The sequence below is a fragment of the Rhizorhabdus antheiae genome, from assembly GCF_049889055.1.
GTDB lineage: Bacteria > Pseudomonadota > Alphaproteobacteria > Sphingomonadales > Sphingomonadaceae > Rhizorhabdus.
This window is the reverse complement of the sequence record NZ_JBLTWO010000003.1, coordinates 59,975-82,611: the sequence shown is the minus strand read 5'-3', so window position 1 is coordinate 82,611 and position 22,637 is coordinate 59,975. Positions and strand designations below refer to the sequence as shown.

Annotated in this window: 18 protein-coding genes and 1 tRNA gene; 6 read left to right on the top strand and 13 right to left on the bottom strand. The window is 65.6% G+C overall.

Annotated elements, in window-relative coordinates; translation table 11 throughout:
• Positions 1 to 37 precede the first annotated feature (37 nt).
• From ACNI3R_RS07975 to ACNI3R_RS07950, 6 genes are all read right to left on the bottom strand, one after another.
• Positions 38 to 1,339: an NAD(P)/FAD-dependent oxidoreductase gene (locus ACNI3R_RS07975; RefSeq protein WP_426181704.1), complete on the bottom strand. Its 1,302-nt coding sequence runs from the start codon at positions 1,337 to 1,339 to the stop codon at positions 38 to 40.
• A gap of 109 nt (positions 1,340 to 1,448) precedes the next feature.
• Positions 1,449 to 3,605, bottom strand: coding sequence for a prolyl oligopeptidase family serine peptidase (locus tag ACNI3R_RS07970; protein WP_426181701.1), 2,157 nt, complete (start codon positions 3,603 to 3,605; stop codon positions 1,449 to 1,451).
• Positions 3,606 to 3,649: 44 nt separating this feature from the next.
• Entirely contained in the window at positions 3,650 to 5,086 is a 1,437-nt protein-coding gene (locus tag ACNI3R_RS07965; RefSeq protein WP_426181699.1) for a M20/M25/M40 family metallo-hydrolase, read from the bottom strand.
• A 53-nt stretch (positions 5,087 to 5,139) separates the two neighbouring features.
• Entirely contained in the window at positions 5,140 to 8,169 is a 3,030-nt protein-coding gene (locus tag ACNI3R_RS07960) for a TonB-dependent receptor domain-containing protein (protein WP_426181696.1), read from the bottom strand.
• 115 nt (positions 8,170 to 8,284) lie between these two features.
• Positions 8,285 to 10,012, bottom strand: a complete 1,728-nt coding sequence (locus ACNI3R_RS07955) for an alpha/beta hydrolase-fold protein (protein ID WP_426181694.1) — start codon at positions 10,010 to 10,012, stop codon at positions 8,285 to 8,287.
• Positions 10,013 to 10,053: 41 nt separating this feature from the next.
• Positions 10,054 to 11,436, bottom strand: coding sequence for a M24 family metallopeptidase (locus tag ACNI3R_RS07950; RefSeq protein ID WP_426181691.1), 1,383 nt, complete (start codon positions 11,434 to 11,436; stop codon positions 10,054 to 10,056).
• Positions 11,437 to 11,716: 280 nt separating this feature from the next.
• Here ACNI3R_RS07950 and ACNI3R_RS07945 point away from each other — a divergent pair, with 280 nt between their 5' ends.
• Positions 11,717 to 13,927, top strand: coding sequence for a glycoside hydrolase family 3 C-terminal domain-containing protein (locus ACNI3R_RS07945; RefSeq protein ID WP_426181688.1), 2,211 nt, complete (start codon positions 11,717 to 11,719; stop codon positions 13,925 to 13,927).
• Positions 13,928 to 14,052: 125 nt separating this feature from the next.
• Here the strand turns inward: ACNI3R_RS07945 and ACNI3R_RS07940 are convergent.
• Positions 14,053 to 14,127, bottom strand: a tRNA-Gln gene (locus tag ACNI3R_RS07940).
• 97 nt (positions 14,128 to 14,224) lie between these two features.
• Here ACNI3R_RS07940 and ACNI3R_RS07935 point away from each other — a divergent pair.
• Genes ACNI3R_RS07935 through ACNI3R_RS07925 form a run of 3 tightly spaced genes read left to right on the top strand, consistent with a single transcriptional unit; the run spans position 14,225 to position 16,491 of the window.
• Positions 14,225 to 15,223: a GDP-mannose 4,6-dehydratase gene (locus ACNI3R_RS07935; RefSeq protein WP_426181685.1), complete on the top strand. Its 999-nt coding sequence runs from the start codon at positions 14,225 to 14,227 to the stop codon at positions 15,221 to 15,223.
• A gap of 4 nt (positions 15,224 to 15,227) precedes the next feature.
• Entirely contained in the window at positions 15,228 to 15,581 is a 354-nt protein-coding gene (locus ACNI3R_RS07930) for a hypothetical protein (protein ID WP_426181683.1), read from the top strand.
• A 13-nt stretch (positions 15,582 to 15,594) separates the two neighbouring features.
• Complete coding sequence (locus ACNI3R_RS07925) at positions 15,595 to 16,491, top strand: dienelactone hydrolase family protein (protein WP_426181681.1); 897 nt, start codon at positions 15,595 to 15,597, stop codon at positions 16,489 to 16,491.
• Positions 16,492 to 16,507: 16 nt separating this feature from the next.
• Here the strand turns inward: ACNI3R_RS07925 and ACNI3R_RS07920 are convergent, their stop codons facing one another.
• The gene (locus ACNI3R_RS07920; RefSeq protein ID WP_426181678.1) at positions 16,508 to 17,251 is read right to left on the bottom strand and encodes a WecB/TagA/CpsF family glycosyltransferase; all 744 of its coding nucleotides are present in this window, start codon (positions 17,249 to 17,251) and stop codon (positions 16,508 to 16,510) included.
• Positions 17,252 to 17,332: 81 nt separating this feature from the next.
• Positions 17,333 to 18,061: a Bax inhibitor-1/YccA family protein gene (locus ACNI3R_RS07915; RefSeq protein ID WP_426181675.1), complete on the bottom strand. Its 729-nt coding sequence runs from the start codon at positions 18,059 to 18,061 to the stop codon at positions 17,333 to 17,335.
• 141 nt (positions 18,062 to 18,202) lie between these two features.
• On the opposite strand from ACNI3R_RS07915, the gene thpR reads away from it, so the two are divergent.
• The gene (thpR, locus tag ACNI3R_RS07910; protein ID WP_426181673.1) at positions 18,203 to 18,736 is read left to right on the top strand and encodes an RNA 2',3'-cyclic phosphodiesterase; all 534 of its coding nucleotides are present in this window, start codon (positions 18,203 to 18,205) and stop codon (positions 18,734 to 18,736) included.
• Here thpR and ACNI3R_RS07905 read toward each other — a convergent pair.
• From ACNI3R_RS07905 to ACNI3R_RS07890, 4 genes are all read right to left on the bottom strand, one after another.
• Positions 18,721 to 19,233: a low molecular weight protein-tyrosine-phosphatase gene (locus ACNI3R_RS07905; protein WP_426181670.1), complete on the bottom strand. Its 513-nt coding sequence runs from the start codon at positions 19,231 to 19,233 to the stop codon at positions 18,721 to 18,723. The genes thpR and ACNI3R_RS07905 overlap by 16 nt on opposite strands.
• A complete protein-coding gene (locus ACNI3R_RS07900; protein WP_426181667.1) occupies positions 19,230 to 19,784 on the bottom strand; it encodes a superoxide dismutase family protein in 555 nt (184 codons plus the stop codon). The genes ACNI3R_RS07905 and ACNI3R_RS07900 overlap by 4 nt, the downstream gene beginning before the upstream one ends.
• A 154-nt stretch (positions 19,785 to 19,938) precedes the next feature.
• Entirely contained in the window at positions 19,939 to 21,069 is a 1,131-nt protein-coding gene (locus tag ACNI3R_RS07895) for an OmpA family protein (protein ID WP_426181664.1), read from the bottom strand.
• A gap of 248 nt (positions 21,070 to 21,317) precedes the next feature.
• A complete protein-coding gene (locus ACNI3R_RS07890; protein ID WP_426181661.1) occupies positions 21,318 to 21,926 on the bottom strand; it encodes an SOUL family heme-binding protein in 609 nt (202 codons plus the stop codon).
• A 115-nt stretch (positions 21,927 to 22,041) separates the two neighbouring features.
• On the opposite strand from ACNI3R_RS07890, the gene ACNI3R_RS07885 reads away from it, so the two are divergent.
• Positions 22,042 to 22,608 (top strand): helix-turn-helix domain-containing protein, encoded by a 567-nt coding sequence (locus ACNI3R_RS07885; protein WP_426181658.1) that lies wholly within the window; start codon positions 22,042 to 22,044, stop codon positions 22,606 to 22,608.
• The last annotated feature ends 29 nt before the right edge of the window (positions 22,609 to 22,637 follow it).

Sequence of the window (22,637 nt, the reverse complement as noted above, 5' to 3'; positions counted from 1 at the left end):
ACGGCCAGTCCCGCCTTTTCCTAATGCACGTCCGGGATCATGCGATACCCAGCCGGCGGCGCAGCTGCTTTGCAAACAGAGCCGTGGTCAACAGCAGGCGCGGGACGTGGCGCGCGAACAGGAAGCCCGAGACGCGCCGCGCATCGGCCACCGGCAATTGCGCCAGCTTGCGCTCGCCCAGCAGATAGGCCGCCAGCTCGCGCCCGAGGATGGTGTTGATACCCAGCCCACGGCCATTGCACGCCTGCACCGCGAGCAGGCCTTCGTCGAGCCTGACGATGCGGGGAATGAGGTCGGTGTTGACCGCCGCCTGTCCCAGCCAGACGAAATCGATCTTCAGCGGCTGATAGCCTACCAGCGTCTCGGCGAGACGCCGGTTGATCTTTTCCGCCAGATCGTCGGGCAAGCCGCCATTGCTCGATGGGAAGGCGGTCACGAGCCGTCCGTCGGCGGTGTAGCGGATCGAGAAGACGTCGAGTTCGAGGTCGGTCAGCGCCTCGTTGCCCGGCAATATCTGTGCGCGCATGGCCGCAGGCAGCGGCTCGGTCGCCACTTCGACAACCGGCAGCGGCAGCATCGTCCCGCTGAGCGCCTTGTGGATCCCACCGTTGCTGGCATTGGCCGCGACGATCACGCGCCGAGCGACGATCTCGCCATCGGGCAAGGAAATCTTCCAGCCGCCCGGCGCCCGTCCCAGTCGCAGGGCGGGAGTCCCTTCGTACAGGCGAGCGCCGAGCGCCTCCGCACGATCGGCCAGCCCGCGTGCCAGCGCGAGCGGGTCGACTCCGCCACCGGTCGGATCGACCAAAGCGGCGCGATAGCCCCGACAACCCGTCAGTGCGATCACCTCTTCCGGATCGGCGACGCGCAGATCCGACCGGATCGGCGCCCACTGGCGCACGACGTCCTGCAGAACCGTCAGGCTGTTCGCGCCCATGCGCGGTGCGATGAAACCGGCCGGAACAGCGGCGCAGTCGATGCGATGCCGATCGACCAGATCGAACAGGTGCGTCCCACTGTCTGCAATGAGGCGCAGCAAGCGCGACGACCGCTCCTCCCCCAGCTTCTTGCGGACGGTATCCGGCGTCGTCTTGGTCAGTTGCGGCGCGACGACGCCCGCACTCGCCCCCGTCGCACCAGCGCCGAAGCTCTGTGCCTCGACCAGCGCAACGCCCATACCCCGCTCCGCGAGGTGAAGCGCCGTCGAGAGCCCCGCAACGCCGCCGCCGATGATCGCGACATCGGCTTCCAGCGAGCCGCGTGCCGCCGGCCGGCGCGCCGGAGCGGGCGAAAGCGCCTCCCAAACGGACATCTCGCGTGCGGGCGCGTCCTGTGTCATGCAGCGCCCACCCCCGCCGCGCCAGCGACAGAAACGAGATCCCAGAGGCTGCAATATATGTGCATATTCACGCGATATTGAGCCATATTGCCCCTGTCAAGCCAGCCGCTCAGCGGGGATCGGTTGCGCCGGCAAGGCGCAGGTTGCGATCGAAGAATTCCACCATCTTGCGGAAAGCGAAGCGCGTCTGCGGCAGGCCTTCCATGTCCCAGGGGTGGCCCGCACCCGGCAGGGTCACGAGCTCGAACAGCTTGCCCTGACCGATCATTCGCTCGGCCAGCGCCATGGTGTCGGCATAGAGCACGACCTCGTCGCGCGACCCGTGGATGATCATGAGCGGATCGGCGAGGCCCTGGCTCTGGTAGAGCGCCGACTGCTTCTCGTAGCGGGCAGGGAAGTCGGCGCCGCTCGGCGGGCCCATGATCCATTGCTGCTCGGGATAGGCATGGGCGACATTGCTCGCAGGCGCGCCGGCGATGCCCGCCGCATAGAAGCCAGGCTTCTTGAACAGCGACATCAGCGTCATCAGGCCGCCATAGCTGGAGCCCCAGATGCCGATGCGCTTGGGGTCGGCATAACCCATGTCGACCAGCTTGCGCGCACCGTCCTGGATATCGTCGATATCGAGCGAGCCATAGCTATGGAGCATGGGCTTGTTCCAGTCGCGCCCGCGACCGAAACTGCCACGGATGCCCGGATTGATCACGATATAGCCGCGCGCGACCAGAAACTGGTCGAGACCCCAGGTCGGATGCGCGGTGCGGCCGCCCCACTGGTTTCGGACGGCATCCGAATAGACCGAACCGACGATCATCGGATAGCGCTTGGCGGGATCGAAATCGGGCGGCAGCATCACCCGCGCCGTCAGCAGCGCGCCATCGACATGCGAGCGATAGTCGACATAGCGGACATCGGCCCAGCGCTGCTGATAGAAAGCCGGCAGCGGCGACCGGGTGACCTGCTCGGCCACCGCCGGCCCGCCCGTCGCGCCGACATGAAGTTCGGGCGGCGTACGGTCGTTGCTGGCCCGATCGGCGAACCGCGTGAAGTCGGGCGAGAAGGTGATGTCATGCGTGCCTTCGGTGGGCGTCACAGCCGCCACAGGCCCGCCATTGATGCCCGTGCTGAACCAGCGCCGCTCGGCATAGGTCGGGGCGTTGGCGCGGAAGAAGATGCGCCCGCGCTTGGCATCGAGCGCGAAGATGTCGATCTCGCCCGGCACATTGGTGATCCGCTCGGGCGCCTTGCCCGTTCCCGGAACATGGTAGATCTGATTGAAACCGTCGCGATTGGTGAGGAGGAATATTCCCCTCCCCTCGCCGTCCCAGCTGGCCTGCCAGTCGGGGCGGATCTGTGCGGGATCGTCATAGCTGTAGAAGCGCGAGCGGCGACCGTCCGCCAGATCATAGGCATCGATGAAATGGTGCTTGATCGTCTGGTCGCTGGCGTTGACCAGAAGGCGCCGGCCATCGGGCGACAGCTGATAGTTCCAGATCGGATCGCCCCGGTCGGGACGGTCAAGCAGACGCGGCGCAGCGCCGTCGAGCCCGACCGTGCCGACCGCATAGGTGATGTTGGTCGGATCGCCCGGAAAAGCGCGGGCGAACAGGTCGCGATGCGCCTTTCCCCCTGCGTCGTAGCTGATCGCCACCTCGCGCATTGCCCGCTCGTCGACCTGGACGAAGGCCAGCGTCCGTCCGTCGCGGCTCCAGCTGTAGCTGTCGATACCCAGCTTCGGCTGTCCCTCTACCACCCGACGAGCCGGCCCACCCTCGGACGGCAGGACATACAGCCCGCGCTCCGCGACGAAGGCCAGCGTCTTGCCATCAGGGGATGCGGCCAGACGCGACGCCCCCTTCGGGGCATCGACCGCCGAGAGCCGGCCATTCAACTCGCGGAGCATCAGCCTCCCGCCTTCAACCAGCGCGATCCGTCCCGATGACAGCCAGACTGCGTCGGAAACGCTCTTGCCCTCGTCGCCGAAGCGCGTCAGCCTGACCTTGCGGCGCGTGGCCGGATCATAGGACCAGAGGTCACGCCGCCCGGTGCCGCCCTCGTTCCAAAGGAACAGCAGGCGACTGGAATCCGCCGCCCAGGCGAAGCCCTCGGGCGAGGTGCCGATGATGCTCGTCTCGGCATAGAGGGCATCGATCGACGACAGCGCATTCACAGCCGCAACGGGAGACGACGCCGGCTGAGCGGTGACGACGCCCGACAAGGACGATGTCAGCGCCAGAGCGAGCAGCAGGCGACGAAAGGCAGTCATGTCTCGAACCCCGGACGAGGAAGGGAGAGGCGGAAGGGCACCATTCAGCGCTTGGCGCGCGCGCCCAGCTGCCGGATCAGCACATCCCAATAGTCGAGCTCCTTGTAGAAGGAGGCCAGCGGGATGCGCTCGTCGGTGCCATGGGCCCGCATCTCGCCAGGCTGCATCGCCAGGCTGCCGGCGCCGTAGGTCGGTATGCCGGCGCGGCGATATTCGCGCCCCTCGGTCCCGCCCGACGACATGTTGGGCGACAGCTTGGCACCCGGCCAGCTGACGTCCACGGCACGCTGCAGCATGGCGGTGACATCGGCGCGCAGCGGAGATGCAGGGCTCTCCACCGCCTCGCCGACCAGCTTCACGGTGATGGCGGGATTCGCGATCGTCTCGGCGATGGTCTTCTGCACGTCGGCCACCGGCGTACCGGGGAGGATGCGGCAGTTCACCGTCGCGGTCGCCGCCTGGGCAAGCGCGTTCGGCGCATTGCCGGCCTTGAGCATCGTCGACACGCAGGTCGTCCAGAGAACCGTGCCGACCTCGGGATGCGCGCGCGCCACCTTGATCGCTGCCGGGTCGGCAGGATTGTCGAGCAGCGTGCGCAGCGCCTTCGCCAGCTCGAGTGCGGCATCGGCCGCAGCCTTCTCGGTCATAACGCGGGTGATCGGGTTGAAGATCACCGGAAATTTCAGGTCGCGCAGCTTCACCAGCGCGTCGGCCAGATCGTAAATGGCGTTGTCGTCGCGCGGCATCGAACTATGCCCGCCCTTGTTGGTGGCGGTCAGTTCAAAGGTCGCGTTGGTCTTTTCGGCGGCCTGCATGCCGAAGTCGATCGGCTTGCCCTCGGCGGTGATCGTGCCGCCACCGGCGTCCGCGTTCAGCGCGAACTCGGCCTTGGCGACCAGCGGATTGGCGATCACCTTGCGCGTGGAGAACATGCCCGTCTCCTCGTCGCCCGAGAAAGCCAGCAGCAGGTCGCGGTCGGGAACATAGCCCGCCTTCTTCAGGCGCGCGAAAGTCGACACCAGGACGGCGACGCCGAACTTGTTGTCATGGGTGCCGCGGCCATAGAGCCAGCCATCCTTCTCGACCGGCTTATAGGGATCGGTCGACCAATAGGAGGGCAGCGCATCGACCACGTCCATATGGGCGAGCATCGCGACCGGCCGGCGCTTCGGATTGCGACCGGCGTACCGCACGATCAGTCCCATCGTCTCCTCGCCGTCGATGGTGACGGGGACGCGAATGATATCGGTGGAGGCAAAGCCCGCCTCGGTCAGGCGGGCCGCCAGAACGTCCACCAGCTTCGGGACGCCGGCGCGCCCCTTGGCCGTGGGAATGGCCACGATCTCCTCCAGCAGCGCGCGGGCGCTCTGCTGGTCCGCCGCCGTGGCGTGCCACGGCTTCGAGGGCGTCGATGCAGCCAAAAGCGGCTGGGCGGCAAGCATCGCAGACATCGCGATGGCGGAGATGTGGGAAAGCTTCACTTCAATCCTCCGAACGGGCGTGGCCGCACCCGAAGGCACGGCCACGCGGGCGATCAGAACTTAAACGATACGCTGGCAAAACCATAACGGCCCGTCGCGTCGTAGAACTGCGGGTAGGTGTTGCCGTTGCCGCCATCCTCGATCGCTGCCGTCGTGGTGAGCGGCGGGTTCTTGTCGAGGATGTTGTTGATGCCGACGGTCAGTCGCGCATTGTCGAACAGGTCGTAACCAAGCGACAGGTCGAAATAGCTGCGGCTGTTGAGCTTGCGGTTGATCTCCGCGAAGCTGCCCGTGAGCGCAGCCTGGCTGCTCGTCTGCGAGATCTTCACCGCAGAGATATAGCGCCAGGTCAGACCGACATCGAGACCGAAGGGCGTCGCCCAGCTTGTGAGCAGCTTGTGGCGCCATTCCGGACGCGGACGACCGCACAGGCCGCCATAGAGACCCGAGCACTCGTAGATGTCGTCGGCCGGCGAGGTCGGCAGCGGCTTGGTCTTGTAGCTGTCGAGATAGGTGCCGACGAGGTTGAAGCTCAGCGAACCCATCGTGTCGAGCGGGACGCGATAGTCGACGGTAAGGTCGATACCGCTGGTGCGCAGCGAACCGGTGTTGACGTTGAAACGCTCGAAGAAGCCGTCATTGGTCAGGAACAGCGTACCGCCCGGACCACGGTTGATCGCGGCGCACGATTGCGGATCGGCATTGTACAGGCAGTTCTTGAGCGCCAGGTTCGGATTGACGCTGCCGATCAGGTCCTTCACGCGGATGTTGAAATAGTCGACCGAGATGGTGAGGCGGGGCACGAAGCTCGGCTCGAACACCGCACCGAACGACCAGGTGTCGGCCTTCTCCGGCTTCAGATTCTCGTTACCACCGATAATCGCGTTGAACTGGCCGGCGGGATTGTCGACGATGTTGCCATATTGCGCGGCAGTCACACCGGTGTTGGCGCACTGTGCGAAGGTCGCGAACGGCGTCGGGCCCGAGCAGGGATCGTAGGTGCCGTTGGCGAGTTCGGTCAGCTCGACCTCGAACTTCGAACGCGAGGCGAACAGTTCGACGACGTTCGGCGCGCGGACTGCGCGCTGGTAGCTGCCGCGGAAGCGGACTTCGCTGACCGGCGACCAGTTGAGGCCCAGCTTGTAGGTGTGGGTGTTGAAGCCGGTGTTGTAGTCCGAATAGCGATAGGCGCTTTCCAGCGACAGCAGCTGGAAGAAGGGACGCTCCTCGACGATCGGCACGTTGAGCTCGGCGAAGAACTCCTTGGCGATCGTGTTGCCCGACACCGGGAACTCCGGCTCGGTCGAGTTCTGATAGGCCTGGTCGGGGTTCAGCTCGAGCGTGTTCTTGCGATATTCGACACCGAATGCGATGCCGACGCCGTTCTTTGCCCAGGGCAGCGTCATTCCGTACTTGCCGAGGTCACCGCTGACCGAAGCGACGATGTCGGTGAGCGCGGTCTGGCCGGTGATCTGCTGATCTTCACCCACATAGGCGATCGAGGCCGCGCTGGCGCGGTTGCCGCTGACCAGGTCGAGCGGGGCGCAGCGCGAGTCGTCGTTGGCGGAGATCGCGTCGGCGTTGATCGCGCAGACGGCCTGGCCGAAGGTGGCCGAACCGGTACGACGATCGATCACGGCGTTCAGCGCATTGGCGAAGCGAACGGTGTTGGCATTGCCGACGAAGCGGCTCTTGTAGCTGACCTTCGAGTAGGAACCGAAAACGTCATAGCTGAAGGCTTCGTCGATCTTGCCGCGCACGCCGCCGACCAGTCGGAAGGTGCTATGGTTGATCTGGTCCTGACGGTTGCCGCCCTCGACGTTGCGGCGGCTGACGATCAGACCGTCAGCGACGTCCGAACCGAGATAGTTACCCGCCGCGTCATAGCGACCTGCGCTCGACAGACCCGCAACGCCGCAGAGGAACTGCTGCTGCTGCGTGCTGAGGAAGGCGTTGTCGCAGTTGAGACCGCCGCCCTGGCCGGTGATGCCGCCGGTGAGCACGCCCGGTGCGATCTGCGCCGTGGACGTGTCGTCCATGTAGCTGATCTCGAAATAGGGAACGATGCTCTCGTTGATCTCATAATGACCGATCGCGCCCAGCGTGTAGCGCTCGTCGGGGCGCTGATAATAGTTGGCCGGGGCGAAGTTGTAGGTGCGACGACCTTCGACGAACTGGCCGTTGTCGGCGCGGAACTGCGAGGGCACGCCGGCCAGACCCGAGGTGTTGGCGAAATTGGCCGGGAAGTTGAAGCCCGAGCCGCTGCAGGCATAGTCGCTGCCACCGACGCCCGCCGCGCCGAGAGCGCAGGCGCTGTAGTCATAGTCGGCCTGCAGGATCGGGTTGATCTTGCGGTAGGTACCATAAGCGGTGATGTTGCCACGGCCATCGGCCATGTTGCTGCCCATCACGATCGAATAGTCCTGGGTGAAGCCGTTCCAGACACTCTTGTCCGGCTTCGGATAGGCGCCGGGGACGATCGCGTCATTCTGGTCGAGCAGGTTGCGGAAACCGTCCTGGCCATTGTTGTGCTGGAAGCCGCCGACATTGGCGGTGATCTTCAGCCCCTCGAAATCGTCGATCAGGTTGAAGTTGACGACACCCGCGATCGCGTCCGAGCCATAGACCGCCGACGCGCCGCCGGTGAGGACTTCGACGTTGCGGATCAGCGCGGTGGGCACCTGGTTGACGTCGGACGGGGTCGACTTGGGCGAGCCATAAGGCAGACGACGGCCGTTCACGAGCACCAGGGTGCGCGACGGGCTGAGGCCGCGAAGATCGATCTGCGCGGTGCCGGTCGCCTCGTTCGAGTTGGCCGAACCCTGGGCTGCGAACACCTGCGGCAGCTGGTTGATGAGATCCTCGGCGCGGGTCGTGCCGCGGCTGACGAACTCGGCGCTGTTGATCTGCGTTACCGGGCTGACGCTCTCCATGTTGACGGAGCGGATACGCGAACCCGTAACGACGATGTCGGCTGCCGGCGCGTCGTCTTCGGCGGCCTGCGCGAACGCAGCCTGCGAAATGACCAGCCCCATGAAGGCGGAGCCCGCCAGCAATGTCTTCCTATCGATCAACCTAGCCATGAACATTCCCTTTGCATTGCGCGCCACGTAGGGCGCAGTCTCCCTTCGGGGTCGCCAACGGCGCCCCGGCCCAGATCCTCTCTTGGTCTTTTCGAAATCCGGCTGCCGTGCCGGATCAGTATCTCCAGCTCGTCAGATCGGCGCCCTTGGGCGCGCTTTCCTCGATCCTTTTCAATATCTTCGGCAGGTAGAAGCTGTTGTAGCGCAGGCGCGAGATGGCGTTGCCGTTGGCGAAGTCGCCGTTCCAGCAATGCTCGGCGCGGTCGCCGTAGAGCACCTCGCCCTGATAGGGCGGATCCGCCTTCTTGAGGAAATCCTCGGTCAGGTAGACGGCGTTGTTCAGATAGAAGTTATCCATGTCGCCGACATAGATATGGATCTTGCCCTGCAGCTTCGGCCCGAGCGTCTTCCAGTCGCGCTCCATGATGTAGCGCAGGTCGTAATTGTCGCGCCAATAGGTCGCGACGCTCGGATCGATCACGCCGGTGCGCTTGTCCCAGATCCGCTTCGGATAACCGTCCGGCCCGTTGGGCGAGAAGACCGCCTCCCAGATGTCCCACTGCCCGCCGGAGCGCGTCTTGTCGCCCATGACCAGTTCCCAGCGGTTTTCCATCTCCATCGTGTAGGGGGAGTTGTCGAGATAATCGCGCTTGCCGGCGCGGGCGACGCGGGTGAACGGCCCTTCGAGATAATAGGCGTTCTTGTCCTTGTAGATGTTGGTCAGCATCAGCTGGCGGAAGTCGATCGGGTCCGGGCAGGCAGCGAAGGCGCCATTATAGTCGTCCGGATATTTGACCTGCACGCCCAGCGCTTCCCAGCCGCCGGTAGAGCCGCCGTAGAGGAAACGCGCCCAGCCCTGGCCGAGGCCGCGGAATTTCTTTTCCAGCGCGGGAATGAACTCGTGCGTGATCGCGTCGCCATAGGGCCCGAGATTGGCCGAGTTCACCGCATAGCTGTCGTCATAATAGGGATTGGAGTGGTCGATCTCGACGATCAGCACCCGGGGGAATTTTTCCGAGATCCACTGCTTGTAGAAGTTGTGCGCCTCTTCCTGCTCGGTGCGGTTGTAGCATGGCAGGTTGAACCGCTCGCTCGGCTCGCACTTCAGGTTCGGATCGGGCGGGCTGGTTCGGAAGCCGCCGAAATCGTCCGGGAAATGCCCGTGGAAGATCATCAGCGGATAGCGGGCCTCGGGATGCTTGTCGAAATCCTTGGGGACCAGGACATGCCCGCGCATGTAGATGTCGCGACCCCAGAATTTCGACAGCTTCTCACTGCGGAATTTGAAGTGGCGGATGAACTCGCTGTCCTTCGCTTCCTCGATCGCGGGGTTGACCTTGTCGAGGACGACCTCGATCTCGCCCGGCTTGGCGGGGTCGAAATCGATCCACTGCGGCGTGCTGACGAGATTGCCGGGCTCCTTGCGCCAGTTCTGCCCCGCCCCGCGCGGCGCCGGCAGCTTCACGGTCTTGCCGTTCTCAAGCTTGTACGTGTCGTAACGATGCAGCAGCGCCTGAACATAATAGCGTCCGGCGGGAACCTGGCTCATCGCCTCGGCCGGGAAGCCGAGCACATCGGCGCCGATCGCCGCGCTGGCACCGGGCTTGAGCCCGTCGACGTTCACGCCGAACATCTGCGCGCCGAAATAATCGGGGCGGGTCTGATAGCGCGGCTCGGTCTTGCCGTCGGGGGTGAGCATCAGCATCACCCGGCCGTCGAAAGGACCATCCTTCGCCGTCGCGGGGACGGTGATCTTGAAGGTTTCGGCAAGCACCGGCACCGTCGCCAGTGCCATCGCCGAAACCATGGCCGCCGCAGCCAGCCTGAAACCCTTACGCTTCATCCGTCATGTCCCCCTGATCGTCTCTCGTCCCCCGACCCCGCTCAGTCGCTGGGGATGAGGCGTATTTCGGTCTGGCGCCCGTCGAGGAAGCGGACCTGCTTCCCGTCGAAAAAGGCATTTTCCTCGGTGCGGAACTCGACATCCTGGCCGCCCCATTCGCGGACGTCCCTGCGGGCCGACAGTTCGATCGACCAGGTCGTGTTCGCGTGGATCGGATTCTCACCACGCGGATCGGCATTCTGATTGTCCCAGAAGCCGAGCGACGGACCGGCCGCATGGCCATGATAGCCGAGCGGATGCGAGTAGATCGACGGCTTCAGCCCCTGCGCCAGCGACTTCGCCCGGGCAGCGGAGAGCGCCTGATTGCCGGTCGCACCCACCTTGTAGGAGGACAGCAGCGCATCCTGGACCTTGTTCGCATCGGCAAGGCCAGCGCGCAGACCGGCCGGCACCGCCGTCTCGCCGGGCTTGGCGACATAGGCGAGATGCTGGGTGTCGGTGTTGAGGCGCAGATAGGTGATACCGAAATCGGTCCACAGCATGTCGCCGGGCTGGATGACCGTATCGCCCTCGAGCATGCCCTTCTGACCCTGGCGGATCACCGCGACCGAGGGCTGGAACCAGACCTTGAGGCCCAGATCGTTGACGCGCTGGCGGTACCACCAGACGACGTCGTCGGTCGTCGTCTTGCCCGGGGTGATCACCTTGCGCGAGAAGGCGTCGGCCATGATCGAATGGGCAAGGCGCAGGATGCCCGGATAGATGCGCATCTCCATCGGGGTGCGCGCCTCGAGCCAGCCGATCGACAGCCGCTCGCCCGACACGATGCGCGAGCGATATTGCTCGGGCAGCGCGGCGGTCATCTCTTCATATTGGCTGAGCGTCATGCCGTCCGCGAAGGCCGACAGCGCCGAGGTGTTGATGGCAATGTTCGCCGGGTTGCGCGCGGCGATGATATCGGCGACCGCCTTCCACTGATCGGGCTGCTTGTCGGGATCCCAAGCCGGCTGGAACATGCCGCCCAGCCCATAACGGCTGACGGTCAGGCGCTCGACCGGTTTGCCATTGCCGGGATCGAAGAAGATCAGGATGGTGCGGCGACGCGCATGCATGCTTTCGGCGTTGAGCATGGTGGCGACCACCGGCTCCTCGAAATATTCGCGCGCCATCAGCACCCACATGCCGATCTTCTGCTCGCGCATCAGGCGCGGGACGATCGTGTCGAGGCGGTCGGCGAGGATCGCGTTGATCAGCTTCGCCTGCTCGCGCATCGGCAGGATCTCGGGCGCGACCGGGGAGGCCTGTTCGACGTCGCCCATCGTCACGCTGTCGAGCGGCGCCTGCGCCATCGACGGAATCGCGATCGCCGACGCCATGCAACCAGCGGCCAGACGAAGCGCAGCGAGCCGAAAACCTGTCCTCACCAAATCCCCCTTGCGACCATTATTATGTGATATTGGCTATATTGTGAAACTGTGTCAACCGCCTCGTACAGCGCCCGACGCCGCATTACGGAAAGAATCTTTCGCCACGCTCTGTCCGCCGGATGCAATAGCGCTCCCCGTCTGCCGTCGGGTATCGGTCGATGTCGACAGGCGCTGACGACGCTCGCGGCTCCGATCATCGGTTAAACAGAGCACGCCAAGACTATCGACGAGGATCTCTGGCAGGATAGGGCGGATCATGACCAGAGAAAGACGATCGATGACCAAGACGACGCGCACGATGCTGGCCGCTACTGCCGCCCTGATGGCGGTGCCCTCCGCGCAGGCACAACAGGCGCCGGCGGTGGACATGAAGACCGCCGCCGTCCGCGCTGCCGCCACCGTGAAGGGCATGACCGCCGATGAGAAGGTGGTACTGACCCATGGCATCATGCCGCTCGGGCTCAGCAAGAATGCGCCGCCTATCCCGGCGGATGCCATTCCCGGCGCCGGCTATATTCCCGGGATAGCCCGGCTGGGCATACCCGCGCTGAAGGAAACCGACGCCAGCCTGGGCGTCACCTATGTGATGGGCGCGCGCAAGGATGGGGCGACCGCCCTTCCCTCCGGCGTCGCGCAGGCGGCCTCGTGGAACCCCGATCTTCTCTACCGCGGCGGCGCGATGATCGGGTCCGAAGCGCGGGCCAAGGGCTTCAACGTGCTCCTGGCGGGCGGCGTCAACCTGATGCGCGATCCCCGCAACGGCCGGACCTTCGAGTATCTGGCCGAGGATCCGCTGCTGTCGGGGATCCTCGTCGGCGCCGCCATTCGCGGCGTTCAGTCCAACCACATCATCTCGACGATCAAGCATCTGGCGCTCAACGGGCAGGAGACCGGGCGCAAATATGCCAATGTCCGGATCAGCGAGGGCGCCGCGCGCGAGAGCGATCTGCTCGCCTTCCAGATCGGCATCGAACAGGGTCAGCCCGGCTCGGTGATGTGCGCCTATAACCGCGTGCTGGGCGAGCAGGCCTGCGCCAGCGACTGGCTTCTCAACCGGGTACTCAAGCAGTCCTGGGGCTATAAGGGCTTCGTCATGTCCGACTGGGGCGCGGTGCCCAATATCGAGGCCGCGCTGAACGGGCTCGACCAGCAGTCGGGCGAACAGCTCGATCCGGCCGTCTTCTTCGGCGACATGCTCAGGGAGAAGGCCGCCGGCGCCCCCCGATGGAAGGCGCGGGTCGACGACATGAACCGGCGCGTCCTGACGGCGATCTACGCGGCCGGGCTCGACAGATATCCGGCAAAGCCTGGCGGAAAGATCGACTTCGAGGCGAACGGCAAGGTCGCAGAAGAGGTGGCCCGCCAGGGCATCGTCCTGCTCAAGAACAACGGCATTCTGCCGCTGGCGAAGACCGCCAAGTCGATCGCCCTGATCGGCGGCTATGCCGATGGCGGCGTATTGTCGGGCGCCGGGTCGAGCCAGGTCCATGGCGAAGGCGGCCCCGTGGTCAGCCGTCCCGTGAGCGGCAAGGGCGTCTGGGCTGGCTTCATCGCGCAGCAATATCATCGCTCGAGCCCGATGGAGGCGATCCATGCACTCGCCGGCTCTGCCAAGCTCACCTTCCGCGACGGGCGCTACATCAGCGATGCTGTCGAAAAGGCGCGGCAGGCGGAGGTGGCGATCATCTTCGCGACCCAGTGGGAAACCGAGGGCCTCGACCTTCCGGATCTCTCGCTGCCCGACGGACAGGACGAACTCATCGCCGCCGTCGCCGCCGCCAATCCCAATACGATCGTGGTGCTGGAAACAGGCGGGCCGGTGAAGATGCCCTGGCTCGACAAGGTCGCGGGCGTGATCGAGGCCTGGTATCCCGGCGCGCGCGGTGGCCCCGCCATTGCGTCGGTCCTGTTCGGCGAGACCAATCCCTCCGGCCGCCTGCCGATCACCTTCCCGGCAAGCGAAGCGCAACTGCCCCGCCCCAGGCTCGATGGCAGCGACTGGGTGGAACCCGATTTCGGCGGCAACCCGACTTCGGGCAGCGACAAGCTGGACCTCGACTATGACATCGAAGGGTCCGACGTCGGCTATCGCTGGTTTGCGCGCACCGGCGCCAAACCGCTGTTCCCGTTCGGCTATGGGCTGTCCTACACGAGCTTCGAAAGCGGCGACCTGAAACTGAAGGGCCTGACCGCCAGCTTCACCGTCCGCAACACCGGCCAGCGCGAAGGTGCGGACGTAGCGCAGCTCTACCTCGTCAGCCGCAGCGGCAAGGCCCTGCGCCGTCTCGCCGGCTTCCAGCGCGTAAACCTCGCCGCCGGCGCTTCGCAGACGGTCTCGGTAACGATCGACCCGCGCATTCTGGCCGACTGGAAGGACGGAGGCTGGGCCATGCCCGCCGGCGACTATCGCTTCGCGCTGGGCAAGGACGCCGAACGCCTGTCGGAGCCGGTCACAGTGAAACTGGCCGCCAGATTCTGGAAAGACTGAATATCCGCGAAGGGTGCCGGATCATCCGCAGTGCGCGAAGGATGACCGGCACCACGCCGGCAGGAGCGAGGCCTGCCCTGGCAGTATAGACAGGAAGGCCGGTTGCTTTCGGCCTGATCGAAAACTGGCTGGGGCGGGAGGATTCGAACCTCCGAATGACGGTACCAAAAACCGTTGCCTTACCACTTGGCGACGCCCCAGCATCGCTTGGCGAGGCGCCCTTATATTCATCGGCGCGGCAATGGGAAGAGCAGAAGATCGGTTTTCCTGCGCTCTGCTTGAGGCTAGACCGGAGGCATGACGATCCTCATCACCGGCGTGGCCGGTTTCATCGGCATGCACTGCGCGCTGCGCCTGATCGAGCAGGGCGAGCGGGTCGTGGGGATCGACGATCTCAACGCTTATTACCCGGTCCGGCTCAAGCGCGACCGGCTCGCGCGGATCGAGGCGGCGGCCGGCGAGCGCTTCCGCTTCCTCCACTGCGATTTCGCCGACGACACAGCGCTCGACAGCGCGATCGCCGATGTCGGTTTCGACCGCATTCTGCATCTCGGCGCACAGGCGGGCGTGCGCCATTCGATCGACAATCCGCGCGCCTATGCGCGCAGCAACCTGGTCGGGCATCTCAACCTGCTCGAACTCGCCCGGCAACGGCAGGTCGCGCATATGGTCTATGCGTCCTCGTCCTCGGTCTATGGCGGCAATGACAGTCTGCCCTTCCGCGTCGAGGATCGCGCCGATCAGCCGGTGTCGCTCTATGCCGCGACCAAGAAGGCCGACGAGCTGATGAGCGAGAGCTATGCCCATCTCTATCGCATAAAGCTGACCGGGCTGCGCTTCTTCACCGTTTATGGGCCGTGGGGGCGGCCCGACATGGCGCTGTGGCTTTTTACCGATGCGATCTTGCGCGGCCGCCCGATATCGGTGTTCAACGGCGGGGACATGCGGCGCGACTTCACCTATATCGACGATATCGTCAGCGGCGTGGTCGCGGCGCTCGACCGCCCGCCGCTCGACGACGCACTGGAGAAAGCCGGCGGCAGTCGATCGCCCCATGCCCTCTACAATATCGGCAATCACCGCTCGGAGGAACTGGGCCGGCTGATCGACCTGATCGAGCAGGCCTGCGGGCGCGAGGCGATCCGCGAGGACAAGCCGATGCAGCCCGGCGATGTGCGCGAAACCTTTGCCGACATCGGCGCGATCGAGCGCGATCTCGGCTTCGCCCCGACCACCAGCATCGAGCAGGGCGTGCCCCGTTTCGTCGCGTGGTTCCGCGACTATCATGGGATCTGACATCATGCGTCCTGCCCTGCCCTTGCTGACCGCCCTGCTGCTCGCCGGCTGCGGGCCATCGAAGGAGCCGCCAAGCCAGCCGGCTGCGGATGGCGACGCCTCGCAGATCGCGACGAGCATCGAGGACGATGTGCTGCCGCAGGATCGTTCCGACCAGATCAGCGCGATCGACGCCGCGACCGGTGACGCGCGCGGGATGCCGCGCGACGGCGGCGGGGTGGTCAAGGCCCCGCCTCCGCGTGCGCCGGCCCCTGCCGAGACAGCTGCCGCCAGCGAGACCGCCGCTCCAGCGACGGCTGCGCCGCAACCCGCCGCACAACCGCTCGTTACGCCAGGACCGGCGCCGACGCCGCAATAGGAGACAGTCCGCCATGACCGAGGATGACGATCTGCGCGCCCGGGCGATCGCCCTGTACGACCGCTTCACCCACGGCAGCCAGGACCGCCGCGCCTTCATGGCCGACATGACCCGCCTCGCCGGCAGCGCGGCGGCCGCACAGATGCTGGTCGGGGCGATTGCGGCCGACCCAGCCGCTGCCGCGATCGTCGCCGAGGACGACAAAAGGCTGACCGCCCGGATGGTCAACTGGAAAGGCGCCGAGGGTCGCCAGCTGTTCGGCTATATGGCGATCCCGAAGAAGCACGCGAAGAAGCCGGCAGCGGTCCTCGTGGTCCACGAGAATCGCGGGCTCCAGCCCTACACCAAGGACGTCGCGCGGCGTCTGGCGGTGGCCGGGTTCGTCGGTCTGGCGGTCGACTTCCTCGCCCCCGAGGGGGGCACGCCACAGGATGAGGACAAGGCGCGCGCGATGATCGGAGCGCTCGACCTGGCAAAGGCGACGGCCGATGGCGTAGCGACGATCGACTGGCTGGCGGCGCACCCGCTGCTGAACGGGAAGGTCGGCGTTGTGGGCTTTTGCTGGGGCGGCGCTATGGCCAACCGGCTGGCGGTCGCGGCCGGCCCGGCGCTGTCCGCCGCCTGCGCCTATTACGGCCCCCCGCCCCCGCCGTCCGAGGCAGCCAAGGTCAAGGCGGCGCTGCTGCTCCATTATGCCGGGACCGATGACCGCGTGAATGCCGGGGCCGCCCCCTGGGTATCGGCGCTACAGGCTGCAGGGGCCTCGGTGCAGCGCTACGACTATCCCGGCACGCAGCATGCGTTCCACAACGACACGTCTGCCGCGCGCTTCGACGCCGCCGCCGCGCAGCTGTCCTGGGACCGGACGATCGCCTTCTTTCAAGAGCGGCTGCAATCCGTGAGAAGATAATCCTGGACCGGGCCGATTAACCTCGACGGGTTCGCCAAAGCAGCAGCAGGACCTTTGGCCCGATCAGGAGATAGCGGCGCCACATGCGCCGGGGGCTGACACAAAGGCGGTGCAGCCACTCCAGCGCGAGGCTGCGCATCCAGCGCGGTGCGCGGCGCTCACGGCCGAGCAGAAAATCGAGCGACGCCCCCACGCAGAGCAGGGTCCCCCTTGCCCCGGGATGGCGGGCAATCGCAGCGGCTATCAGTTCCTGTTGCGGCGAGCCCACGGCGACAAGCGTGAAGCGCGCCCCGGCGGCGATGGCGAAGTCTGCTGCCTGCTGCCGTGCGCCGGCATCTTCGCGCAGTCCCATCGGAGGGATGTGCTGGACGACGTCGACGCCGGGACACAGCGCCGACAACCCAGCCGCATCCCCCGCCATGCCCCCGATCACGCAAAGCCTGTCACCGGGCGAGATGATCCCGGAAAGCAGGTCGGCGGTCAGGTCGCTGCCGGTCACCACGGGAAGGTCTATGCCCTGGGTTCGCGCGAGCAACGACAGCACGCGGCTGTCGCACAGGCACCAGTTCGCTTCGCGATAGGCCGCCCGTTCGGGCGCGTTGCTGGCCAGCCGGGCGAGCCGCACGACGTGATCGACATTCGGGGTGACGATATAGGCGCAGCGGTCGCTGTCGGATCTCATGTGCAGCGTCGCGCGCATCCGCGCGGCATCGATCGGATCGAACCGCAGCCCCAGGAAATCCATCGTCCACCTCGCCACGCGCGACCTTAGCCGAGGCACCGGAAAGAAAAAGGGCCCGGTGTCGCCACCGGGCCCCATTTTCCGTCTTCGATCCGAGGATCAACGGCGATCGCCGAGGAACTGCAAAAGGAAGGTGAACATGTTGATGAAGTCGAGGTAGAGCGTCAGCGCGCCCATCACGACCGACTTGCCGACGAAATCGGTACCGGCCACGTAGAAGTACATGCTCTTGATCTTCTGCGTGTCATAGGCGGTGAGGCCCGCGAACAGCAGCACGCCGATGGCGCTGATCGCCAGGTTGAGCGCCGGCGACTTGAAGAAGATGTTGAGCAGCGAGGCCACCAGCAGGCCCACCACGCCCATGATCAGGAAGGTGCCGAAGCCCGACAGATCCTTCTTGGTCGTGTAGCCCCACAGGCTGAGCGCGGCGAAGGCGGTCGCGGTCGAGAAGAAGGTGATCGCGATCGACGAACCCGTATAGAGGAGGAACAGCGAAGCCATCGACAGGCCCATCACGCCCGCAAAGGCCCAGAACATCGCCTGCGCGGCGAAGGTCGACAGCTTGTTGATGCCGAAGCTCAGGACCATCACGAAGGCGAGCGGCGCAAGCACGATCAGCCAGCGCAGCGGAGTTGCGAAGACCGCTTCGGCGAGACCGGACTCCGCGAACAGCAGAGCCACGACACCCGTCAGCAGCACGCCCGACGCCATATAGTTATAGACCGAGAGCATGTAGGACCGCAGGCCTGCGTCGAAGGCTGCGTCGGCCACACCAGCCCGTGTCGCGGCGGGCGCGGCAGTTGCTCGGGGGTCAGACCAATTTGCCATGATGTCACTCTCTCCAATAGAAGCGGCGAGATGCCGCTTGTCGCCAATATCGGCAGGTAGAGAGTCTATTTCAAGCATAACCCGACGTAAAATCGGACGGCAGGCACTGCTTTACCGTCTCTGATCGCAGGAAAGGCCGTCATGCACCGACTTTTCGTAGGGTTGCGCCCGTCGACCGCGATGCGCAGCATTATTTTGTCACAAATGGGCGGGGTACCCGGCGCGCGCTGGCAGACCGACGACCATCTTCATGTGACCCTCCGCTTCATCGGCGAAGTCGATCGTCCGCTGGCCGAGGATGTGGCGGTAGCGCTCGGTTCGGTACGACACAGGCCCCTCGACTTGCAGCTCGGCGGAGTCGGCTGTTTCGATCGCAAGGGCCGGATCGACAGCCTGTGGGTCGCCATCGGACCCGAAGCGGAGGTCCGGAGCCTGCATCTGGCCGTCGGCCGCGCGCTCGATCGGGTGGGCATCGCGCCCGATCAACGCGCCTTCGTCCCGCATATCACCATCGCCCGCTTCTCGCGCACCAACGCGCCGGTCCCGCCCCTGCCGATCGCCTCGCTCTCGCCGCCATCGGTCACCGCCCGTTTCGACCATTTCCTGCTGTATGAAAGCCATCTCGGCAGGGAAGGACCGACCTATGAGGTCGTGGAGCGCTACCCGCTGGCCTGAGGCCTAGTCTTCATGAGACTATGGAGCAGTCCATCGACCCCCAGCCGGATATCCGACAAGGCGATCTCGAATCCCGCATCGTCGCCGAAATAGGGATCGGCGACATCGTCTCCCGAACGGCCCGGCGCATGATCCAGCAGCAGTTCGAGGCGGGCCGTGCCGTCAGCCGGTGCAACCCGTCGAAGATCTTTGAGAACGCTCGCATCCAGGGCGATCAGGCGATGATAGCGGCTGAAGTCGTCCCGCCGGACCTGGCGCGCGCGCAGCCCGGCTATATCGACGTCATGGCGCGCCGCGGTCGCGATCGCGCGCGGATCGGGCGCTTTGCCGACGTGCCAGTTGCCGGTCCCCGCCGAGTCGACCTCGACGGGGATCCCAGCCTCGGCGGCTGCCGCCCGCATCACGCCTTCGGCGAGCGGCGAGCGACAGATATTGCCGAGGCAGACGAACAGGATTCGAGCGGGCAAGATGCGGGCGGGCCAGCTCCGCAGCGTCACGACTTGACGACAACCCCGCAAGCGAGGCGGCCGCCGGCATTGCCGGTCGGGTCGGTCTTATAGTCGTCGGCGGCAGCATGGATCACGATCGCCGCGCCATCCGCGTCGAGAAGCGGGTTGTCGCCGCCCGACAGCATCGCTCCTGCCACCGTCGTGCTGAGCGTGCCGGTTCCATCGGCCGCAACCGTCATGTTCGGCATGTCGCCCATATGCGCGCCCGCCGGATTGTCGCGACCGTGCTGGTGCTTCGAGGGATTCCAATGCCCGCCGGCGCTGGCGAAATCGGGCGCTGTGCAGGTGCCGGTGGTGTGGATGTGCACCGCGTGCACCCCGGGGGTTAGGCCGGACACCTTCACCTGGACCATGATCGCGCCGCCATGCTGCATCAGCACGGCCTTGCCGACCGACTTGCCGGACGCGTCGACCAGACCGGCCTGCGCCATATCATGGCCCATAGCGTGATGTCCGGCATGCTGAGCGGGCGCGGAGGACGCCGCAAGGGCGAGGCCGGCAACGGCAGCAATAGAAATGAACGAGCGAAAGCTACGCATGATCTGATCTCTCTTCTCTCTCATGGCCGACTTTCAGCTGTCAGCCGGCCAAACCGACCAAGCGCCACAATCGTCGGCGCCTAAAGAAAAAGGGGCCGATCCGAAGACCGACCCCCTATTCTGTCCATCATCGAAAGATCGATGATGAAGCCGCTTACATGCCGGCGCCGAAGGTGATTTCGACGCGACGGTTCTGCGGCTCGCGAACGCCATCGGCGGTGTCGACGAGCGGGCGGCTTTCGCCGAACGCTTCGGTGACGATCGCCGAGTCCGGCACGCCCTTGCCAGCGAGGTACGCCTTGACGGAGTCCGCGCGGCGCTGGGACAGGCCGACGTTATACTGGTCGCCGCCCGACTTGTCGGCGTGGCCGGCAAGCTGAACGCGGGCCTGACCCGTCGTCGCATAAGCGTTCGCCGCGTTGTCGAGGATCGAGGCTGCCTCGGCGGTGATCGCCGACTTGTCCCAATCGAAGAACACGATGAACGGACCCGGGGTCTCAACCACCGGCGGCGGCGGCGGAGGCGGCGGCGGGGGCGGAGGCGGCGGGGGCGGCGGGGGCGGAGGCGGCGGGGGCGGCGGTGCGGCCGGCTCGCCGAAGTTGTAGATGAGGCTCAGCAGCGCGCTGTGCGAGCGCCACGTACCCTCATAGGTCGCGCCGACGCGGTCGATGACCTTGACGTCCTTAACCTGGAAGTAGCGATACTTCACGCCGACGTCGACATTGGTGCTGACCGGATAGCGAACACCGGCGATCGCCTGCCAGGCGAAGCGCGAGTCGCTGTCGTTCAGGAAGTCGGCGCCCGAGACGTTGTAGTTGGCGAGCTTGACGCGCGCCACGCCGACGCCGCCGCCGACATAACCCGAGAAGCCTTCGTCGCCACCGAAGTCGAGCAGGCCGTTGACCATGAAGCTCAGCGCGCTGTTCTTGCCGCTGGCCTCGTTATAGGTGCCGGCGGGAGCGCCGACGCCGCCGACGTTCGCAGGCGTGCGAACAGCGGTGGTGGAGAAGCTGTTCACGCGGTTGCGCTTGTAGCCGACTTCACCTTCGAGGCGGAAGCCGCCGAAGTCGTAACCGACGAGACCATCGACATCGAAGCCGACATTGGTGTCTACCGTCGCATTACCGCCGGCCGGTGCCAGCGTCGAACCGCCGACATCCAACTTCATGTCTTCCATGAGCATACCACCGCCCTCGACGCCCACGTACCAGGCGTTGTCACGAGCGAAGGCGGGAGCGGCGAGCGCAGTAGAAGCGAGCGCTGCCAGGATGGCAAGCTTGCGCATATAAATCCCCTTTCCAACAGGTTCCATCAGGAACTGTGTTCACCTAAACCATTCACCCGGATGCGTGCAAGCGCAAGAGCATCCGTTTCTGCAGCGACCAGCCACCAACACGAAAGCGTGTTTCGCGATACTGTCAGCCACCCAGATAGCCGCATAACGACCGTGTAATGAAAGGGTTGCCTGCGTCGCAAAAAAATTTCGCAGCTGTTTCGACATGTGGCTTTCGGGCAACAGATCGCGGAAAGCGTCTATCCCTCCGACGGGCGCGCAATGGGTATCAGCAAAGCGTTGGGATGCGCCGTTCCCGGCTTCAGGGGCGAGTTGTAATAGGCATGTTCGACCGGCCCAGCACACTGTAGCGATCGCGCCACGATCCATGCGCGCAGTTCCGTCTCGCGGCGGGCGAAGAGTTTGTCGGTGGGGCGCCCCGGTACGCTGATGACCGCCACGTCGCGCGCCGGACGCTCGGTAATCTGGATACCATGGCCCGGCGGCGCCAGCGTGGCCGGGTCGGTTCCGGCCGGCAGGACGAAGCGGATCTTCCAGGCGTCCCCGGCCAGCGCCTCGCCGAACACCGGCATCACGATCGGGATCTCGTCGCCCTCACGCCCTTCGCCGAACATATAGTCGGCGAGCAGGCCGAAGCCGTTACCAAGCGCGCGGTCGCGCGATCCCTGCTGGACCGTCTCCAGCATCAGCAGGTCAGGATAGCGCCGGATCTCGAACGCGCCGTCGCTCTCGATCGTTTCGTGAAGCGGCGCCCGCGCCTTGCGCTGCTTGATATAGACATAGGCCGCGCCCGCCGCTGTCACGGCCGCGACGCCCGCCAATATCCTGCCCCAGCCGATCCTTGCCATGCGACACTCCTTCGGCCTCGCCGCATAAGGCGCGCTGCTGCCAATGGCCAGAGCGCGCTTTGCCGCGCCAGCGTCCTGCCCTAAGCATCTGCGGGCAGCTTGCGACGGAAGAATGATGAAGACCCGGATCCGCGAAACGAGACGCGCCAGGGGCCTGACCCTGCAGCAGGTCGCCGAGCGTTGCGAGCCTCCGACGACTGCGCAGACGATCGGCCGCCTCGAACAAGGCAGCCGTACCCTGTCGGTCGCCTGGCTCAACCGTATTGCCGCCGCGATGGGGGTCGACGCTGCCGAACTGGTCGCCCTGCCCCCGCCCCCGCTGCCGGGAATAGACGCAGTGCTGGGGCCCGACGGCGCTGTGGCTGCCGCAGAAGGCGAATCGGTACCGATGTCGATGACGGCACCGCCCGCCCTGCTGATGCGGGTCGATCAGAGCGTCGGCGAATATCGGGCGGGCGATCTGCTGTGGCTCGAACGGATTACCGCCGACGGCTTCGGCCGCGCCCTGAACCGGGACATCCTCGTGCCACGTCCCGGCGGCCGCTTCGCCTTCGGCCGGCTCACCGATCGCCAGGGCAATCGCCTGCATCTGGTCCCGCCCGGACAGGGTCAGCGCCAGATCGTCGTCGCCGACGCGCTGTGGATCGCCATGGCCGTCCAGCTGCTGCGCCAGCTCGCCTGAGCCCGCGCTGCGTCCGGCTGGCCCGATCC

Excerpts from the sequence above, each read along its gene's own strand:
- ACNI3R_RS07970 (WP_426181701.1), bottom strand. The coding sequence starts at position 3,605 with ATGACTGCCTTTCGTCGCCTGCTGCTCGCTCTGGCGCTGACATCGTCC.
- ACNI3R_RS07945 (WP_426181688.1), top strand. The coding sequence starts at position 11,717 with ATGACCAAGACGACGCGCACGATGCTGGCCGCTACTGCCGCCCTGATG.
- ACNI3R_RS07975 (WP_426181704.1), bottom strand. The coding sequence starts at position 1,339 with ATGACACAGGACGCGCCCGCACGCGAGATGTCCGTTTGGGAGGCGCTT.
- ACNI3R_RS07930 (WP_426181683.1), top strand. The coding sequence starts at position 15,228 with ATGCGTCCTGCCCTGCCCTTGCTGACCGCCCTGCTGCTCGCCGGCTGC.
- ACNI3R_RS07895 (WP_426181664.1), bottom strand. The coding sequence starts at position 21,069 with ATGCGCAAGCTTGCCATCCTGGCAGCGCTCGCTTCTACTGCGCTCGCC.
- thpR (WP_426181673.1), top strand. The coding sequence starts at position 18,203 with ATGCACCGACTTTTCGTAGGGTTGCGCCCGTCGACCGCGATGCGCAGC.
- ACNI3R_RS07900 (WP_426181667.1), bottom strand. The coding sequence starts at position 19,784 with ATGCGTAGCTTTCGCTCGTTCATTTCTATTGCTGCCGTTGCCGGCCTC.
- ACNI3R_RS07960 (WP_426181696.1), bottom strand. The coding sequence starts at position 8,169 with ATGGCTAGGTTGATCGATAGGAAGACATTGCTGGCGGGCTCCGCCTTC.
- ACNI3R_RS07955 (WP_426181694.1), bottom strand. The coding sequence starts at position 10,012 with ATGAAGCGTAAGGGTTTCAGGCTGGCTGCGGCGGCCATGGTTTCGGCG.
- ACNI3R_RS07885 (WP_426181658.1), top strand. The coding sequence starts at position 22,042 with ATGAAGACCCGGATCCGCGAAACGAGACGCGCCAGGGGCCTGACCCTG.
- ACNI3R_RS07890 (WP_426181661.1), bottom strand. The coding sequence starts at position 21,926 with ATGGCAAGGATCGGCTGGGGCAGGATATTGGCGGGCGTCGCGGCCGTG.
- ACNI3R_RS07935 (WP_426181685.1), top strand. The coding sequence starts at position 14,225 with ATGACGATCCTCATCACCGGCGTGGCCGGTTTCATCGGCATGCACTGC.
- ACNI3R_RS07915 (WP_426181675.1), bottom strand. The coding sequence starts at position 18,061 with ATGGCAAATTGGTCTGACCCCCGAGCAACTGCCGCGCCCGCCGCGACA.
- ACNI3R_RS07925 (WP_426181681.1), top strand. The coding sequence starts at position 15,595 with ATGACCGAGGATGACGATCTGCGCGCCCGGGCGATCGCCCTGTACGAC.